Annotated in this window: 14 protein-coding genes; 8 read left to right on the forward strand and 6 right to left on the reverse strand. The window is 71.8% G+C overall.

What is annotated here, in order from left to right:
- Window positions 1-136 precede the first annotated feature (136 nt).
- Window positions 137-1,918: an ATP-binding protein gene (locus tag VM685_RS14200; protein WP_325460820.1), complete on the forward strand. Its 1,782-nt coding sequence runs from the start codon at window positions 137-139 to the stop codon at window positions 1,916-1,918.
- Between the two features lie 53 nt (window positions 1,919-1,971).
- A complete protein-coding gene (locus tag VM685_RS14205; RefSeq protein WP_325460821.1) occupies window positions 1,972-3,174 on the forward strand; it encodes a CoA transferase in 1,203 nt (400 codons plus the stop codon).
- Here the strand turns inward: VM685_RS14205 and VM685_RS14210 are convergent.
- Window positions 3,171-3,998, reverse strand: a complete 828-nt coding sequence (locus tag VM685_RS14210; RefSeq protein WP_325460822.1) for a transglycosylase SLT domain-containing protein — start codon at window positions 3,996-3,998, stop codon at window positions 3,171-3,173. The genes VM685_RS14205 and VM685_RS14210 overlap by 4 nt on opposite strands.
- A gap of 140 nt (window positions 3,999-4,138) precedes the next feature.
- Between VM685_RS14210 and VM685_RS14215 the strand changes: the two genes are divergently transcribed.
- On the forward strand, window positions 4,139-4,828 hold the full coding sequence (locus VM685_RS14215) for a TonB family protein (RefSeq protein ID WP_325460823.1): 690 nt from the start codon (window positions 4,139-4,141) through the stop codon (window positions 4,826-4,828).
- On the opposite strand, the gene VM685_RS14220 is transcribed toward VM685_RS14215, so the two are convergent.
- On the reverse strand, window positions 4,825-5,994 hold the full coding sequence (locus VM685_RS14220; RefSeq protein WP_325460824.1) for an acyl-CoA dehydrogenase family protein: 1,170 nt from the start codon (window positions 5,992-5,994) through the stop codon (window positions 4,825-4,827). The two genes, VM685_RS14215 and VM685_RS14220, sit on opposite strands and share 4 nt — an antisense overlap.
- The gene (locus VM685_RS14225; RefSeq protein WP_325460825.1) at window positions 5,991-7,022 is read right to left on the reverse strand and encodes an FAD-dependent oxidoreductase; all 1,032 of its coding nucleotides are present in this window, start codon (window positions 7,020-7,022) and stop codon (window positions 5,991-5,993) included. The genes VM685_RS14220 and VM685_RS14225 overlap by 4 nt, the downstream gene beginning before the upstream one ends.
- A 107-nt stretch (window positions 7,023-7,129) precedes the next feature.
- Between VM685_RS14225 and VM685_RS14230 the strand changes: the two genes are divergently transcribed.
- Window positions 7,130-7,717: a hemerythrin domain-containing protein gene (locus VM685_RS14230; RefSeq protein ID WP_325460826.1), complete on the forward strand. Its 588-nt coding sequence runs from the start codon at window positions 7,130-7,132 to the stop codon at window positions 7,715-7,717.
- A gap of 6 nt (window positions 7,718-7,723) precedes the next feature.
- Window positions 7,724-8,251 carry a CinA family protein gene (locus VM685_RS14235; protein ID WP_325460827.1) on the forward strand — a complete coding sequence of 176 codons (528 nt, stop codon included), beginning with the start codon at window positions 7,724-7,726 and terminating at the stop codon, window positions 8,249-8,251.
- Here VM685_RS14235 and VM685_RS14240 read toward each other — a convergent pair whose 3' ends face one another.
- Entirely contained in the window at window positions 8,252-9,385 is a 1,134-nt protein-coding gene (locus VM685_RS14240) for a ferritin-like domain-containing protein (protein WP_325460828.1), read from the reverse strand. It lies immediately after the preceding gene.
- Window positions 9,386-9,548: 163 nt separating this feature from the next.
- On the opposite strand from VM685_RS14240, the gene VM685_RS14245 reads away from it, so the two are divergent.
- Window positions 9,549-10,814 (forward strand): serine hydrolase domain-containing protein, encoded by a 1,266-nt coding sequence (locus tag VM685_RS14245; RefSeq protein ID WP_325460829.1) that lies wholly within the window; start codon window positions 9,549-9,551, stop codon window positions 10,812-10,814.
- Here the strand turns inward: VM685_RS14245 and VM685_RS14250 are convergent.
- Complete coding sequence (locus VM685_RS14250) at window positions 10,811-11,761, reverse strand: LysR family transcriptional regulator (RefSeq protein WP_325460830.1); 951 nt, start codon at window positions 11,759-11,761, stop codon at window positions 10,811-10,813. The two genes, VM685_RS14245 and VM685_RS14250, sit on opposite strands and share 4 nt — an antisense overlap.
- 104 nt (window positions 11,762-11,865) lie before the next feature.
- On the opposite strand from VM685_RS14250, the gene VM685_RS14255 reads away from it, so the two are divergent.
- Together VM685_RS14255 and VM685_RS14260 are read left to right on the forward strand one after the other, a co-directional pair.
- Complete coding sequence (locus VM685_RS14255; protein ID WP_325460831.1) at window positions 11,866-12,450, forward strand: NAD(P)H-dependent oxidoreductase; 585 nt, start codon at window positions 11,866-11,868, stop codon at window positions 12,448-12,450.
- A gap of 24 nt (window positions 12,451-12,474) precedes the next feature.
- Entirely contained in the window at window positions 12,475-13,284 is an 810-nt protein-coding gene (locus VM685_RS14260; RefSeq protein ID WP_325460832.1) for a class III extradiol ring-cleavage dioxygenase, read from the forward strand.
- A 71-nt stretch (window positions 13,285-13,355) separates the two neighbouring features.
- Here VM685_RS14260 and VM685_RS14265 read toward each other — a convergent pair whose 3' ends face one another.
- Entirely contained in the window at window positions 13,356-14,333 is a 978-nt protein-coding gene (locus tag VM685_RS14265) for an amidohydrolase family protein (RefSeq protein WP_325460833.1), read from the reverse strand.
- Window positions 14,334-14,352 lie beyond the last annotated feature (19 nt).

Here is a 14,352-nt window from a genome sequence, read left to right on the forward strand (position 1 = left end):
TTTAGTCCCACGAGTCGAGCCTGCCACGGGCATGCTTAACGCCGGGTTGCCGAGCGAATCTGTTGATTAACTTTCTCCCGTAACGGGCCGCCAACCGCGTTGGACGCACAGTCCGCGCGAAAGGGAGACCCGTCGCTTGCGCCAGCCATCCGCCATCGAGCCGCCCCGCGGCGGGCTTTCCGTCGGAGAGCAGGCGCTGCAGGCCCAGACGGCGCTGCTGCCCTATGCGCTGGCCGCCTTCGGGATCTGCCTGCCGGCCTATGTCTGGGCGGGCAGCCACGCGCCGAACGCGGCCTGGATGAGCGTCAGCTTCGTGATCTTCGCGATCGGCTGGGGCGCCTTCTACGCGGTGGTGAACTGGCTGAAGCAGCCGCAGGCGGCAGATCCGCGCCGCCGCGCCCGCGTCCAGCTGATGGGCGGCCTGATCTGGGCCGCGGCCATCGCCCAGATCGCCGCCTTCGCGCAGGGCGCGGGGCCGTTCCGCGAGTCGCTGCTGCTCGCCGCCCTCGGCGCGGCGGTGGTCTGCGTGGTGTTCACCGCCCCCTGGCTGCCCAGCCTGCTGATCGTGGCCCCGGCCGCCCTCGCCGGCCCGCTGATCGGCCTGTTCAGCCGCACCGAAAGCCGCGAGCTGGCGCAGATCAGCTGGGGCGCCGTGGCGCTGGCGCTGGCGCTCGGCCTCGTGGTCAACCGCATCCTGCGCCGCCAGTTCGCGCTCGCCGCCGAGCGCGAGGTGCTGATGGCCGAGCGCGCCGAACAGGCCGAGGCGGCCCGAAGGCTCGCCCGCTCCAAGTCCGACCTCGTGGCCACCCTGGGCGACGAGATCCGCAACGGCCTGACCGGCGTGGCCCACGTGCTGGCGGCGGCGTCCGGCCGCGGCGGGCGCGCCGCGCCGTCCCGCGCCCAGCTCTCCGCCGCGCTGGACGCCGCCAACGACCTGCTGTCAGTGCTGGAGACCACGCTGGACGCCGAGACCGCCGAGGCCGGCCGCCTGACCGTGCGGCCGCAGCCGGTGGACGTGGTGGGCCTGGTCCGCGATCTCGCCCTGCTCGCCCGCCCGCAGGCCGCCGCCAAGGGGCTGGAGCTGCGGGTCCATGTGGCCCCCGAGCTGGCGGCCACGTCGGGCGCGGCCGTGGCCGACCCGGTGCGCAGCCGCCAGGTGCTGGCCGGCCTGATCGGCAACGCCGTGAAGTTCACCGTCCGCGGCCGGGTCGAGGTCCGGGTGGCGCTCAACGAGGCCGGCCGCCTGGCGGTGGAGATCGTCGACACCGGCCCCGGGCTCACCGACGACGAACTGGCGGTGGCCTTCGAGCCCTTCCAGCGGGTCGCCCGCACGAGCGCCGGCACCACGGGGGCGGGCCTCGGCCTGACCCTGGCCCGCCAGCTGGCCCGCCTGATGGGCGGCGACCTGCGGGCCCACAGCGCGCTCGGCGTCGGCAGCTGCTTCACCCTGGAGCTGCCGTTCGACCGCCACGCCAGCGCCGGCCCGCCGCTCGAGGCGGGTCCTGCGAAGGCCGAGCGCCGCCGGCTGCGCGTGCTGCTGGCCGAGGACGAGGCGCTGAACGCGGCCATGCTGCGCGCCCACCTGGAACAGCTCGGCCACCAGGTGGTCCACGCCGCCAGCGGGCAGCGGGCCATCGAGCTCGCCCGGGTCTGCGACCTGGACCTGATGATGATCGACGCCCGGATGCCGGGCCTCGACGGCCACGAGACGATCGGCGCGCTCCGGGCCATGGACGGCCAGGCGGCCCTGACGCCGATCGTCGCCCTGATCGGCGGCGATCCCGACGAGGCCCGCGACTGCCTGGCAGCCGGCGCCGACGCCCTGCTTCGCAAGCCGGTCACCGTGCCGGCCGTGGCCCGCGCGATCGCCGAGGCCCTGGCCTCAGAGCCCGCCGCCAACGACCGAGTCGTAGCGTAAGCCGAGACCTGCTCTAGAGTGGCCCCAAGCAAGACAAGAGCTGGGGACGACGCGTGCTGCTGGACGGCCTGAAGGTCATCGATTTCTCCGCCTACATCGCAGGCCCCGGCGCCGCCGGCATCCTGTGCGACTGGGGCGCCGACGTGATCAAGGTGGAGCGGCCGGGCGGCGACGCCATGCGCCACACGCTCGCCGACGTGAAGAGCCAGCTCTCCGGCAACCCGGTCTTCGACCTCGACAACCGCGGCAAGCGCGGGATCGTGCTCGACATCGCCAGACCCGAGGGCCGCGAGGCGCTGGCGAAGCTCGCCGCCCAGGCCGACGTCTTCCTGACCAATGTGCGGCCGGCCTCGCTGCGCAAGCACGGGCTGGACGACAAGGCCCTGCTGGCTCTGAACCCGCGCCTCGTCTACGCGGTGATCACCGGCTACGGGCTGGAGGGCCCCGACGCGCACAAGCCGGGCTTCGACGTCACCGCCTTCTGGGCCCGCGCGGGCGTGGCCAACATGATCCCGCCGAAGGGCTCGGAGCCCTTCATGCTGCGCACCGGCGTGGGCGACCACACCACCTCGCTGGCCACCGTCTCGGCGATCCTGGCGGCGCTCTACGAGCGGGAGCGGACCGGCAAGGGGCGGCTGGTGCAGACCTCGCTGCTGGCCACCGGCGTCTATGCGCTGAGCTCGGACCTGGCGATCCAGATGAAGTTCGGCCGGCTGGCGTCGCTGAAGCCGCGCAGCCAGCCGATGAACCCGCTGGCCAATGTGTTCCGCAGCGCCGACGGCCACTGGTTCGTGCACAACCCGCGCGGCGCCTCGGGCGGCTGGGAGACCTTCTGCAACGTCGCCGGGCGGCCGGACCTGATCGACGACCCGCGGGCCGCCACGGGCCGCCTGCGCCGGGAGAACACGGTCGAGATCACCGCCGAGTTCGACAAGGCCTTCGCCGCCCTGCCGATGGCCGAGATCGCCCGGCGGCTGGACGAGGCCGATCTCGTCTGGGCGCCGGTGCAGACCCCGGCCGAGGTGGTGGCCGACCCGCAGGTGGCCGCCGCCGGCGCGATCCTGCAGGTGGAAGACGGCGAAGGCGGGACCTATCCGCAGCCGGCGGCGCCGGCGGTGTTCCCGGGCGTCGAGACCGGCCCGCGGCCGCCGAGCCCGGGGCTGGGGCAGCATACCCGGCAGGTTCTGTCCGAGGTCGGCTACGGGGAGGCGGAGATCGAAGCCCTGCTGGCCAGCGGCGCGGCGGAAGCCAGCTAGCTGTCGTCGCGGGCGTCGGAGAGCAGGCGCAGCATCTCGCTGGTGAAGATCGAGCCCGTCAGCCGGGTCCCGACGCCGAGCTGGTCGGCGGGCTGGGAGCCGCGCAGGATCAGGGCGACCAGGGCGTCCTGCTGCTGGATGCGGTCGGCGCGGCGGGCCGAGGCGTACTGGATGAAGCCGCCGTCGGGCTCGGGCGCGGCCTCGCGGGGCTCGGTCGCCTGGCCGGCGCCGCCGGTCTTGGTCAGGTTGGCGTAGACCTCGGCCACCGAGGCGGCGCGGCCCTCCCGGTAGAAGATCGCCTTGTTGGCCCGGGCGGCGTCCGGGAAGAGGTGTGCGGCCTTGGCCTCGGGACGCGACTGCATGGCCTCGATCAGCTTGGCCGAACCCTGGGGTCCCAGGAAGTGGGCGGCGTAGAGCTCCCCGGCGGTCGGGGCGCGCCCCACCCGGCCTTTCAGGTAGGCGGCGTGGTCGGAGGCGAGTTCGCCCGCCATCAGCGAGGCGGCGTGGGGGTCGAGGCGCAGGTCCATGACCGCGCGGCGGGCCTCGGAGCCTTCGACGCGGAACTTGCCGTCCGCGCCCCTGCTGATCAGCTCCGCGTAGCGGGCGTAGCCGTACTTCGAGCCGTGGCTCTTCAGCGTCTGCAGCCAGGTCTGCTCGACGAACTGGAAGAGGCCGGCCGCGGACGAGCTGGAGGCCTTGGCGTGCGGATTGAAGCCGCTCTCGCGGTTGGCGGTCCGCATCAGGAACGAGAAGTCGACGCCGGTCGCCTGGGAGGCGCGCTGGATCGCCGTCTCGACCGCCCCTCGGATTCCCTGGATCGCCATGGACCTGAGTCCTGCGCCGGTATGGTTAATGCGGCGCTAACCATAGCCGGCGAACGGCCGGCTTGACGCCGCCCGGCATGGGGTTTCTTCTCCGCTTTGCAACATTGTTGCAATGTTGCAGCAAATCAGGAGGACACGCCGTGATCGCCCGCCAGTTCGTCCCGCTCACCTTCGATTCCCGAGGCGCCGGACGGCCCAAGCACCTGACCGCCGCCATCGGGATTTCGATCGGAGTCCACGTGGTGGTGGGGGCATATGTTGCGTACATGAAATTTACCGCGCCGGAGCCGCAGGTGATCGACGAAACCCCACCCATTCGGGTCGAAACCTGGACGCCGCCCAAGCCGCCGCCGCCGCCGACGGACCCCGTCGAGAAGCCGCCGATCCGCGTCCACCAGACCCCGCCGGTCCAGGGCCCGGCTACCACGCCGCCGCTGATCACCGAGATTCCGGATGCCGCGCCCGCAGATCCCGGACCGGTCGCGAGCCTCGATCCGCCGCGCGTCGACCCGCCCAAGGCCGCCCCAGTGATCCGCTCGCCCAACTGGGTGAAGAAGCCGGGAGCCGAGGAGCTGGCGCGCTACTATCCGGAGCGGGCCCAGCGGCTCGGGCTGGAAGGCCGCGCCTCGATCGGCTGTTCGGTGACGGCCAAGGGCGCGCTGACCGGCTGCGCGGTGGTCTCGGAGACGCCCGCCGACGCCGGCTTCGGGGAGGCGGCGCTGAAGCTCGCCCGCTTCTTCCGGATGAGCCCGCAGACGGTCGACGGCCAGGTGGTGGACGGCGCCCGGGTGGTGATCCCGATCGCCTTCCGGCTGCCGAACGACACCTAGTAGCTGCGCGGCAGCCCCAGCACCCGCTCGGCGAGGAAGTTGAACACCATCTCGCGGCTGATCGGGGCGAGGCGGGCGATCATGGACTCGCGGAAGTAGCGCTCCACGTCGAACTCCTTCGCATAGCCCATGCCCCCGTGGGCGAGGACCGCGGCCTCGCACGCGCGGAAGCCCGCCTCGCCGCCCAGGTACTTGGCGGCGTTGGCCTCGGCCCCGCATTCGCGGCCGGCGTCGTAGAGCGCGGCGGCCTTGAAGGCCATGAGGTTGGCCGCCTCCAGCTCCGCCCAGGCCTTCGCCAGCGGATGGGCGACGCCCTGGTTCTGGCCGATGGGCCGGCCGAACACCACGCGCTCCCTGGCGTACTGGGCGGCCCGCTTCAGCGCCGCGCGGCCGAGGCCCACCGCCTCCGCCCCGAACAGCACGCGCTCGGGGTTCAGCCCTTCCAGCAGGTAGTAGAAGCCCCGCCCCTCCTCGCCCACCAGGGCGTCGGCGGGGACGTGCAGGCCGTCGATGAAGACCGAGTTCGACTCCACCGCCTTGCGGCCCATCTTCGGGATCGGCGTGGCCTGGATCTTCGACCGGTCGAAGTCGGCGTAGAACAGGCTGATCCCTTGCGTGGACTTCGCGACCTGATCGCGCGGCGTGGTGCGGGCGACGATCAGGATCTTGTTCGCCCGCTGCGCGGAGGTGGTCCACACCTTGCGCCCCGAGATCACCCAGCCGTCGTTCGTGCGCTCGGCGCGGGTGGTCAGGCTGGTGGTGTCGAGGCCCGCGTCCGGCTCGGTGATGCCGATGCAGAGCTTGTCCTCGCCGGAGATCAGCCGCGGGATCAGCCGCTTCTTCTGCTCCTCGCTGCCGAACTTCGCGAGCGGCATGGGCCCGAAGATGTTGAGGTGCAGGGCGCTGGCGCCGGTGAAGCCCGCGCCGCTCTCGGTCACTGCCTGCATGGCGATGGCCGCCTCGGTGAGGCCCAGGCCCGAGCCGCCGAGTTCCTGGGGCATGGCCGCGCCCAGCCAGCCGGCCTCGGCCATGGCGGCGACGAAGGCCTCGGGAAACTCGCCGGTCTCATCGGTGCGCCGCCAGTAGTCCGCGTCGAAGCGGGCGCAGAGGCGCAGCACGCTCTCGCGGATCGCCTCCTGCTCGTCGGTGAACCAGAAACCGGTCATGCGCCTCCCCCGAACCTCGCCGGATGCAGCCGGGCGGCATAGGGGCCAGGGTCACGCCCCGTCACGCAAGCCGCCACCACCTGGGCCACCAGCGGCGCCAGCAGCCAGCCGTTGCGCCGCGCGCCGGTCGCCAGGATCACCCGCTCCGCCTGGGAAGGGCCGACCATCGGCAGGCCGTCCGGCGTCGCCGCCCGCACGCCGGCGAACACCTGCGGCCGCACGCCGCCCAGGGCGGGGAAGAGCCCGACCCCGGCGCTCAAGAGCCGTTCCGCCTGGGCCGGATCGGGGTTCGGGTCGGAGACCCCCACCTCCATGGTCGCGCCCAGCGCGAGCCCGCCGTCGCCGGGCACGGCGTAAATGTCCGGTGCGCGCACCGTGCACCGCCCCTGCGGCGCCCCCGCCAGCCGCAGGATATGGCCCTTGATCGGCGTCAGCCACGCCAGCTCGGGCGCGACGCTCGCCAGCCCCGGGTCGGCGCCCGTCGCCACGACCAGCCAGTCCCCCTCGCCGGCGTCGGCGGCCCGCCGCGCGCGGAACGCCACGCCCGCCGCCGTCGCGGCCCCCCGCAGGGCGGCCATCGCCTGGCCCGGCTCGAGCCGCCAGTCCTCACGGGTCATCAGGCCGTCGGCGAAGGCCGGCGACAGGCCGGGCGCCAGGTCCTCCAGGGTCGGCCTGGGAAGCTCGGTCATGTGCAGCCCCAGCCGCACGAAGCCGGCCTGCAGGGCGGCGAGCCAAGCCGGCGGACCGACGCCGAGGGCGCCCGAGCGATCGAGAACCACGCCCGAGCGCGCTTCCAGCGCCGGCCACAGGTTGCGGGCCGCCATCAGTAGGTCGAACGCCGGCGCGGCCTCCGTATCCAGCGCCGCCTCGAACGCCGGGGCGATCATGCCCCCGGCCACCGCCGAGGCGTTGGTCTCCGGCGCCGGATCCCAGACGGTGACGTCGCAGCCGGCGTCAGCCAGCGCGAGCGCCGAACTCAGGCCCAGGGCGCCCGCCCCCGCCACCGTTACTTTCGCGCCCCGGCTCATCGGGCCTAACGAGCGGCTGCGCCTGCGAAAATCAAGCGGAACCGGCGCCCATCCGGCGGGTTCAGGAACATGGCAGGCTCATCCGAGCCCCAAGGAGAGGGATCCTCATGGCCACCACCGGTACGTCGAGCAGCGGCGGCAAGTCCGCGCGCAGCAAGTCCGCCTCGAGCAAGAGCTCCACGGCGAAGAAGTCCGCCGCCAAGAAGAGCACGGCGCCGGTCGCCCGCGGCAACGACGCCGTCGCCGTCCTGAAGCGCGACCACCGCGAGGTGGAGCGGCTGTTCAAGCAGTACGAGAAGGTCAAGGAAGACGACGCCGCCAAGCAGGAGATCTTCCAGCAGATCGCGCTCGAGCTGAAGGTCCACACTCAGATCGAGGAAGAGATCTTCTATCCGGAGTCCCGCGAGTTCGTGAAGGAGCAGGACACCGTCAACGAGGCCGTGGTCGAGCACATGTCCGCCAAGGACCTGATCGCCCAGCTCGAAGGCATGCAGCCCTCCGACGAGTACTACGACGCCAAGGTCACCGTCCTGAAGGAGATGATCGAGCATCACGTCGAGGAGGAGGAGAAGGAGTACTTCCCCGAAGTCCAGAAGAAGGGGATGGACACCAAGGCCGTCGGCGAACGCCTGCTCGCCCGCAAGGAAGAGCTGATGACGGAAATGGGCGGCACGGGTAGCCGCGCCACCCACTAGGCCCGGATGGCCGAGGCCCTCGACCCCGCAGTGCCCACCGAGGTGGACGAACTCGCCCAGTCCGTCCTCGGCGAAGCCTGCGACCGCGACCTGAAGCTGGCGGCCGCCGAGTCCTGCACCGGCGGTCTGCTGGCGTCGCTGCTCACCGACATCCCGGGCAAGTCGCACGCCTTCGAGCGCGGCTTCGTCACCTACACCGACGAGGCCAAGCACGAGATGCTGGGGGTGCCGATGGATATCCTGCAGTCCGACGGCGCGGTGTCGGAGCGGGCGGCGCGGGCGATGGCCGAGGGCGCCATCGCCAACTCCCACGCCGACATCGCCGTCTCGATCACCGGCTACGCCGAGGGCGCGCCCGGCCAGCCGGCGGGCCTCGTCCACTTCGCCTCGGCGCGGAAGGGCGGGCCCACGGTCCACAAGGAGATGCGCTACGGCGACGTGGGCCGCGCCGAGGTGCGCCTGCGCGCCCTCGACACGGCCCTGCGCATGATCCGCGACCAGCTCGACGGCGAGGCCGAGGCGGATGCGGCCTGACTATTCCGCCGCGATGCTGACGGGCTTGGCCGAGCGGTCCTTGAAGTTGATCTCCTGGAGGTACTTGATGCCCTCCTCGGCGATGTCGTCGCCGACCATCTTGTCGCCCTCGCCCTTCAGCTCGTCCATGTCGACATAGGTGCCGTAGAAGGCCTTGGTGCGGTCGGTGATCAGGCCCGCGTTCAGCAGGGTCTTGATCAGGACGCGGAAGATGTTCGACTGGGTCTTCAGCCGCTCGCGCCGCGCGTCGTCGTTCTGGACGATCTGGCGGAACTCGACGAGCACACGGTCGGGGTCGAGGCCGAAGTCGCGGTAGACCTGCGCCTGCTGCTGCGGATTTCCGAGATTGAAGAGCAGGGCCTGGAAGCAATGGGCGGCCCAGTCCTCGACGATGTCCCGCTCCTCCTGCGTCATCCGCGGGATCGTGCGGTCGGCCCAGATCTTCCCGAACTTGTGGTGGAAGGCCTCGTCGGTCATGACGAGCTGGAAGAGCTTCCGGGCCAGCGGGTCGCGGTTGTACTTGAAGCCGGTGGCGAAGGCGCCCATCGCCAGGCCCTCCACCAGCATCTGCATGCCGATGATCTTCTTGTAGACCTCCGGCGCGGCGATGATCTCCACCAGGAGCTGCTGCAGCATGGCCCCGCACGGCCGCGGCCGGCCCCAGCGCGCCTTGATGTAGCGGGCGAAGGCCGTGACGTGGCGGGCCTCCTCGCGGGTCTGGTTGGCCGCGTACTCCTGCGCCCCCTGGTCCTTCAGCACATGGCAGAGGCTGGCCGACAGGTTCAGCGCGCCCTGCTCGCCGTGCAGGATCGAGGAGAACTGCCAGAGCGCCATCTCGTTGATGAACTTCGCCTTCTGGCCGGTCTTCTCCAGGTGCTCGAGGACGTAGGGGATGCCCAGGCTCATCACCTGGTCGTCGGGCAGGAGCGCCTCGTTCTCCATGTCCCAGGGCTCGGAGAAGTCGATGTACTTGGGGTCGAGCGGATCCCAGAAGTGGTCGTGGGTCGCCGAGATGATCTTGTCGAAGGCGGTGGAGCGAGCGCCGTAGCGGTCCAGCTCCAGCATGGACTCGAAGTCGTCCGGCGCCACGGCGTCGTAGAGGATGTCCTTGGTGATGTTCCCGTCGGCGGCCATGCGCTGTCCTCCTCTTTTCCCGAGAGGAAACCACCGATTGCTTAGGTGAACAACGATCTCCTTCGCAAAGCCGCGCCGGGAGGCTTGAAAGCGGCTTTACGGCTTTCCAGAGTGCCGCGGCGGTGTGACCGCTAACACGCCATGGACACAAGGGGGGAGGCTGATGGTCGGCAGGATGGGGGCGCTGCTCGCGGCGCTGTGGCTTGGCTTGGCGGGGGCGGCCTGGGCCCAGGCGCCGGCGCCGGTGCGCATCGACAAGGCGCGCATCGACGCGGCGCTGACGCAGATGGTGGAGAGCGGCCGGACCGCCGGGGTCTCGGCCCTGGTCTGGCAGGACGGCCGCGAGCGCTACTTCGGGACCGCCGGCTTTGCAGACCGCGAGAGGCAGCGGCCCATGCGCCGCGACACCCTGGTGCAGATCTGGTCGATGACCAAGCCGGTGACCGGCGTCGCCCTGATGCAGCTCTGGGAACAGGGCCGCTTCCGGCTGGACGATCCGGTGGCCGACCACCTGCCGGAGTTCGCCAACGTCAGGGTCTACGGAGGCCAGGACGGGGCGGGCAAGCCGGTCTACCGCGCGCCGAAGCGGCCGATGACCGTCCGGGACCTGATGCGGCACACCGCCGGCCTCTCCTACGGCTCGGGCCGGACGCCGGCCGACGACGAGTACCGCAGGCTGGAGCCCCTGGCGCTAACCCACGACCTGCCGGAGATGGGCCGGCGGCTGGGCCAGGTCCCGCTGCTGTTCGATCCGGGGGCCCAGTGGAGCTATTCGGCCGCTGTCGATGTCCAGGCCCTGCTGGTGGAGAAGCTCTCCGGCATGCCGTTCGAGACCTATGTGGAGAGCCGCATCTTCGAGCCTCTGCGGATGAAGGATACCGGCTGGACCCAGCCGCAGGAGGTCCTGCCGCGCTTCGCCGCCACCTACACGGCCGGCGCCGACGGCAAGCTCGCCCGCCAGCCGGACGAACAGGCCCGAGCCCGCAACTTCGCGCCGCGCAAGCTGACCATGGGCGGCGCGGGCCTGGTCTCCTCGCTGGACGACTACATGCGCTTCGCCCGGATGCTGGTGAACGGCGGCGAGCTGGACGGCGCGCGGATCCTGAAGCCCTCCACCGTGCGCCTGATGGCCACCGACCACCTCGACCCCAGCGTCACCGAGCGGATGTGGCTGCCCAACAAGGGCAAGGTCGGCTTCGGCTTCGACTTCGCCGTGCGCACCGTCCAGCCGACCGACCCGAAGGACAACCGCGGCGCGGTGGGCGAGTTCTTCTGGGACGGGGCGGCCTCCACCCTCTTCTGGGTCGACCCGGCCAACAAGCTGACCGCCGTCTTCTTCACCCAGAAGCTGCCGTTCGACGGGACCCTGCACACCGACTTCCGCGAGGCGGTCTACGGCAAGGGCTACCTGGGCCCCAAGGGCGACTAGGCCATCTCGCGGGCGATCTCCGGGCTGGGCGGGTGGCGCGAGCCCCAGCCCTGGTGCCACTCCGGCTCGCCCGCGTAGCGCTTCGCCAGGAAGTCCACGAACACCCGCACCTTGGCCGCCAGGTGCCGGGCGTGCGGATAGACCGCGTGCACGTGGATCACCTCGGGCTCGAAGTTGCAGAGCACGGGCACGAGCCGGCCCGCCCGCAGGTCCTCGGCCGCGGCGAAGGCTGGCGTGCGGATGATGCCGAAGCCCAGGCGGGCGGCGGCCACGCAGCCCTCCGCGCCGGAGAAGCTGAGCCGACCGTGCACGCGCACGTCGTGCTGCTCGCCGTTGGCCCGGAAGCGCCAGACGGTAGGGTCGCGGGCGTTGGTGTCGAGCACCGCCTCGTGGGCGGCGAGGTCCTCCAGCGCCTGGGGCGTGCCGGCGCGGGCGAGGTAGTGCGGCGCGGCGCAGGTGACCAGGCGCACGGCGGCCAGCTTGCGGGCGACGAGGGAAGAGTCGGTCAGGGCGCCGATGCGGACGCCGACGTCGAAGCCCTCCTCCACCAGGTTGACCATCCGGTCCGTCGAGGAGACGTCGAGCGAGACCTCCGGATAGGCGTGGGCGAAGTCCAGCAGCGCCGGGGTGAGCTGGCTGGCCCCGAACGACACGGGCGCGGAGATCCGCAGCAGGCCCTTGGGCCCGGTCTGGTCGCGGACCGAGGTCTCGAGGCTCTCGAAGTCCTCCAGCAGCTGGCGGGCGCGCTCCAGGTAGGCGCGGCCGGTGTCGGTGAGCGAGACGTCGCGCGTCGTGCGGTTCAGGAGCCGCGCGCCGAGCCGGTTCTCCAGGCGCGCCACCAGCTTCGACACCTGGGCCGACGAGACCCCCAGCCGCTTCGCCCCCTGGGTGAAGCTGCGGGCGTCCGCGACGGCGGTGAAGGCGCTGATCTCGTCGAAGCGGTCCATGGCGATTGTTTCCCTTTCGGCACGAAACTTATGCCGCCGGCTCCGATTATCAACGCCAGGACCCGCGCCCATTTCGGTCCCACGACATTCAACGAGGACCAGACATGACCCAATCCCGCACCGTCGCCGTCATCGTCGGCAGCCTCCGCAAGGACTCGTCCAGCCGCAAGATCGCCAAGGCCATCGCCGGCTTCGCGCCGGCCGGCCTGGACTTCCGCTTCGTGGAGATCGGCGACCTGCCGCACTACGACCAGGACCTGGAGACCGACGCCCCGCCCGCCGCCTGGACCCGCTTCCGGGGCGAAGTGGCCGGCGCCGACGCGGTGCTGTTCGTGACGCCGGAGTACAACCGCTCCTTCCCCGGCTTCCTGAAGAACGCCATCGACGTGGGCTCGCGTCCCTGGGGCAAGGCCGTGTGGACCGACAAGCCCGCGCTGGTGGTCTCCACCTCGGCCGGCGCGCTCGGCGGCTTCGGCGCCAACCACCACCTGCGCCAGGCGATCAGCTTCTTCAACATGCCGGTGCTCGGCCAGCCCGAGGCCTACATCGGAAACACCCTGTCGCTGTTCGACGAGCAGGGCGAGCTGACCAACGAGACCACCGCGGAGTTCCTGCGCGGCCTCGTCCAGGCCTTCGCGGCGCACATCGAGCGCAACACCGCGGCGGCCGACGCGCGCCAGGCGGCCTGAGCGTCGCCGCGCGGAGGCCTCCCGATGACCCTGCCCACCGTCTTCATCCCGCACGGCGCCGGTCCCTGCTTCTTCATGGACTGGACGCGCGGTCCCGCCGACACCTGGGACCGCACGGCCGGCTGGCTGAAGGGCCTCGTCGCCACCCTCCCCGAGCGGCCGAAGGCGATCCTGGTGGTGTCCGGGCATTGGGAGGCCGACGCCTTCACCGTCCAGACGGGCGAGCGCCCGCCGCTCATCTTCGACTACTACGGCTTCCCGGAGCACACCTACCGGCTGGCCTTCGACGCGCCGGGCTCGCCGGCGCTGGCCAGGCGGGTGCGGGAACTGCTCGGCGGGGCGGGCTTCCCGACCGCCGAGGATCCGGACCGCGGCTACGACCACGGCGTCTTCGTGCCGCTGAAGCTGGTCACCCCGGAGGCGGACATCCCGGTGGTGCAGCTCTCGCTGCGGGCCGACCTCGCCCCTGAGGCGCACCTCGCCGCCGGCCGGGCGCTCGCGCCGCTCAGGGACGAGGGCGTGCTGATCGTGGGATCGGGGATGAGCTGGCACAACATGCGCGGCTTCACGCCGGCGTTCACGGCCAAGTCCGCGGCCTTCGACGCCTGGCTGGCCGAGGCGGTGGCCGATCCGGCCGGCCGGGAGGCCGCGCTCGCCCACTGGGACCAGGGTCCCCACGCCCGTGAGGCCCACCCGCGCGAGGAGCACCTCGCCCCGCTGTTCGTCGCCGCCGGCGCGGCGCCGGGCGAACCCGGCGAGACCGCCTTCCGCGACCAGGTGATGGACGTGGTCGTCTCCGCCTTCCGCTTCGGGGCGCCCTCCCCGGGCCGCTGACCTGCTCGTCGGCGGCATCCTCCCGGCGGCGTCGCACACCCGCCGCCGGGAGGATCTTTCGCGTCGCCGGATCAGAGATCCAGCCGGTAGAACCTCACCGCATTGTCCCGGAAAAGCTGGGCTTTCTCGCCGGCGCTGCAGCCGGCGGCGATCCGCTTCAGCGCGTTCCACAGCACGCCGTAGCCGCACGAGACGCTGTCCACCGGGAAGTTGCTCTCGAACATCCCCCGCCCGGTCCCGAACGCCTCGAGGCAGGTCTCGACGTAGGGCCGCCAGGCTTCGGCCAGTTCCGCCGACGACGGCAGGACCTCCCGCTTCTGGAAGCCGAAGCCCAGGGTGGCCATGCCCAATCCGCCCAGCTTCACCCAGACGTTCGGCCGCCGCGCCAGGTCCGCGATGTCGGCCGCCCAGGCGGCGAACACCTCGTCGCGCCGGCCGGCGTAGGGCCCGATGCCGAGCGGGCCGCCCACGTGGTCCAGCATGATCGGGGTTTCGGGGAAGGCGTCCGCCAGCGCCGCCACGTCGGCGATCTGGGTGTGGTACTGCCAGGCCTCGAACGACAGGCCGTGCTCGGCCAACTGCGCGAAGCCCTCCCGGAAGGCCGGCAGGCCGTAGAGGCCCGGCGGGGGCTCGGTGTGGCTGACGCGGATCTCGGGACTGGCGTCCCAGGCGCCGGCGTGGCGGATGCCACGGAAGCGCCCGCCGCCCGCCCGCACATGCTCGGCCAGCACCTCGGTGACCGAGGCGCCCTGGGCCAGGTCCGCGCGCCCGACGATGCCGGCGCAGGCCCGCACCGGGCCGTAGCGGCCGGACTCGGCCATGGCCGCCACGCCGGCCACGAACTCGGTCTCGCCGACGAACCGGAACGGCTGCGGCTTCACGGCCGAGTAGAAGGCCCCGCATTCGACGAAGACCGTGCTCTCCACCCGGTGGCCCTGGCCGATGTCCGCCAGGAGCTCGGGCAGCAGGTAGCGCCCGTTCGGGAAGTCCCACAGGTGATGGTGCGGATCGCAGATCGGCAGGTCCGGCTCGAGGACCTCTTCGGTCATGGGGTGCTGCGGCATGGGC

The sequence above is a fragment of the Phenylobacterium sp. genome, from assembly GCF_035539035.1.
Taxonomy (GTDB): domain Bacteria; phylum Pseudomonadota; class Alphaproteobacteria; order Caulobacterales; family Caulobacteraceae; genus Phenylobacterium.